Source organism: Streptomyces sp. NPDC059853 (genome assembly GCF_042731495.1).
In the GTDB taxonomy this organism is placed as follows: domain Bacteria; phylum Actinomycetota; class Actinomycetes; order Streptomycetales; family Streptomycetaceae; genus Streptomyces.
The window spans coordinates 1-2310 of the sequence record NZ_JBHWJL010000490.1; the positions used below are offsets into that span (position 1 = coordinate 1).

Below are 2310 nucleotides of genomic sequence, written 5' to 3' on the forward strand. Positions count from 1 at the left end.
CGTACGAGCGGTCCGGGAGCCGGTCGGCCGGTTCGTGGCGCTCCGGCCCGCGCCCGGGGCGGGAGCCGGGGCGGAGCCCGGGTGCCGGCCCCCGAGGCGGCCGGCCGCGCCGCCCGGCGCCGTGCCGGTCCGCCAGGTGGCGGCCGGCTCGCGCAGCGCCGTGGTGACCGCGCTGAAGCGGCCGGGTCCGGCGGTCCTGCCCCCGCCCCGCTGCCCGCCTGCCGACGCCCCCGGCGGCGGCGTGTAGGGACGCCCGCCCTGGGCCGCCTCGCGCAGGGCGAAGGTGTTGGCGACGGTGGCCCGGTGGCCGAGGTTGCGCAGCGCCTGCTGCGTCAGCTGCGGACGGGCGGGCCCCGCGTTGCCCACGCTCGGCGGCACGGTGCCGCCGTACAGCCCGGCCAGACCCGCCGCTGCCGCGCCCCCGCCGACGGCGGCCAGACCGGTGCTGGTGACCACCGTGCCCGGTCCGGTGCCGAGGCCGGAGAGCCGGGCGGCGTACTCGGTGACCTCACCGAACGGGCGCCCCGTCACCGGGTCGATCCACCGCCCGGTCACCGGGTCGAACTCCCGGCCGGTGGCGGGGTCGACGAGGAAACCGGTGCTCGGACTCCGCACCCAGCCGGCGAAGTCCCCGCGCTCCGGGCCCTGGACCGCGGCGTGCGGATAGCTGCCCGCCCCGACCTGGCTGCCGTTGACGGCGGCGTACGAGGCGGGGCCCGCACCCGATCCGCCGGACCCGGCGTGGGCGGCGGCAGCACCCCCCGCGCCCCCGGCGGCGGCGCCGACGCCCCCTCCACCACCGGCACCGCCCCCGGCCCCTCCCCCGCCGGTCACCTCTCCCCCGGTGACCTGCGAGATGCTGGCCCCCAGCCCGGCCAGCAGCGTCTCGGCCTCGGCGATCAGCTGCCGCTTCGCCTCCAGTTGCCGCTCGTAGAAGACGTTCGCGGCCATGCCGACGTCCTGCGGGGGCGTCCCCTCGGCCGCCTCCTGGTACTTGAAGGCGAGGTCGATCGCCTTCTCCGTCGCCCGGGCGGACGCCTCGGCGGCGGAGGACAGCTGACCCGCGATCCGGCCGGCCAGCACCGCGATCTCCTGCGCGGTGGCGGCGCTGCCCTCCATCCGCTCCGCCAGCTCGATCAGCCCGACCCCCGGCTCGGCCGCCGTGTCGGAGGCCGCCGAGCTGAGCCAGTCGTCGGAGGAGGCCGACAGGGAGGCCATCGCCAGCCAGGCCCCGGCCGCGCCGTGGATACGCAGGTGCTCGGCGCTGAAGATGTGGTCCAGCACCGCGGCCATCTCGTCGTCCGTGGACATGATCCGCTTCAGATCCTTTCCACGGTGTTCAGTTCTTCGCCGTTCATCATCCGCTCCGTGTAGCCGAACGCGTCCTCGGCGGCCGAGGCCGTGATGGCGTACGCCGCCTCGTCGGTCTCCTCGGCGAGGTCGGCCACGGTGTGCGCGCTGGCGCTGATGGCCTCGACGCTCACCTCGTTGGCGATCCAGGCGTCCAGCACACTGGCCGCCGCCGAGGCCAGCGCGCTCTCCGCCGCCGCGCCCTCGGGCACCGAACCGAACAGCCCCTGCGCGGAGGCGATCCGGACCAGCGCCTCCGAGGCGCTCTCCCCGCCGCTTCCCGTCGTCTCCGCCGCCCGGCGCGCCGCCGGGGCGTTGAGGATCTCCTCGCCGTCCGTCACCTTGTGTCTCCCCGTCCCCTCAGGTGTCCCGCGTCAGTGGGAGCCGGACGCGGCACGGCGCATCAGGTGGCCGCCCTCGATCCCCGCGTTCCTGACGCCCTCACCGGCCCGCTTCGCCGCCTCGACCCCGTCGTCGAAGGTGCTGGACTGCCGGCGGAACTCCCGGTCGCGCTCCTCCAGCACGCCGCCGAGACTCGCGTCGACCTCGCCGCGCTCGACCAGGCCGACCAGCTCCGTGTGCACGCCGTCCCAGATCTCCCGGTACCGGTCCTGCTGGGTGTTCGTCTGGCCCCGTACGGTGTCGAGTGCTTCGGCCCGGAAGGCGACGTGGTTCTGTCCGTGCGACATGGTGTGACCTCTTCCTGGTGTGGGGGCTCAGCCGAAGGCGCGGTCGTTGGTGATCGACTGATCCCCGACGGCCTGGTTGATGTGCGACTCGGCCTCCTCGTCGGCGTTCTGGCCGTGGCTGAGGGTCTCGCCCAGGTCGGTGGCCAGCCCTTCGAGAGCGCGGGCCAGCGCGTCGCCGTTGCGGCCGAGGTTCTCGTAGTTCTCCACGCCGCGGGCGGTACCGAGGCCGGTGTAGCCGACGGCGAAGCCCTCTCCCTGGCCGCTGATCCCG

At 75.7% G+C, this 2310-nt stretch carries 3 protein-coding genes and 1 pseudogene; all 4 read right to left on the reverse strand.

Annotated elements, in window-relative coordinates; all coding sequences use genetic code 11:
* Positions 1-1311: pseudogene (locus ACFV5N_RS27145) on the reverse strand (hypothetical protein); the annotation flags it as partial.
* Positions 1312-1319: 8 nt separating this feature from the next.
* Positions 1320-1691, reverse strand: a complete 372-nt coding sequence (locus tag ACFV5N_RS27150) for a hypothetical protein (protein ID WP_385604984.1) — start codon at positions 1689-1691, stop codon at positions 1320-1322.
* Positions 1692-1724: 33 nt separating this feature from the next.
* Complete coding sequence (locus ACFV5N_RS27155; RefSeq protein WP_385604986.1) at positions 1725-2039, reverse strand: hypothetical protein; 315 nt, start codon at positions 2037-2039, stop codon at positions 1725-1727.
* Positions 2040-2066: 27 nt separating this feature from the next.
* Positions 2067-2310: hypothetical protein (locus ACFV5N_RS27160; protein ID WP_385604989.1), on the reverse strand; the 244-nt coding region annotated here is incomplete at its 5' end.

What these genes read in the sequence shown, in the direction of transcription:
- ACFV5N_RS27155 (WP_385604986.1), bottom strand. Translation starts at nt 2,039, where the DNA reads ATGTCGCACGGACAGAACCACGTCGCCTTCCGGGCCGAAGCACTCGAC.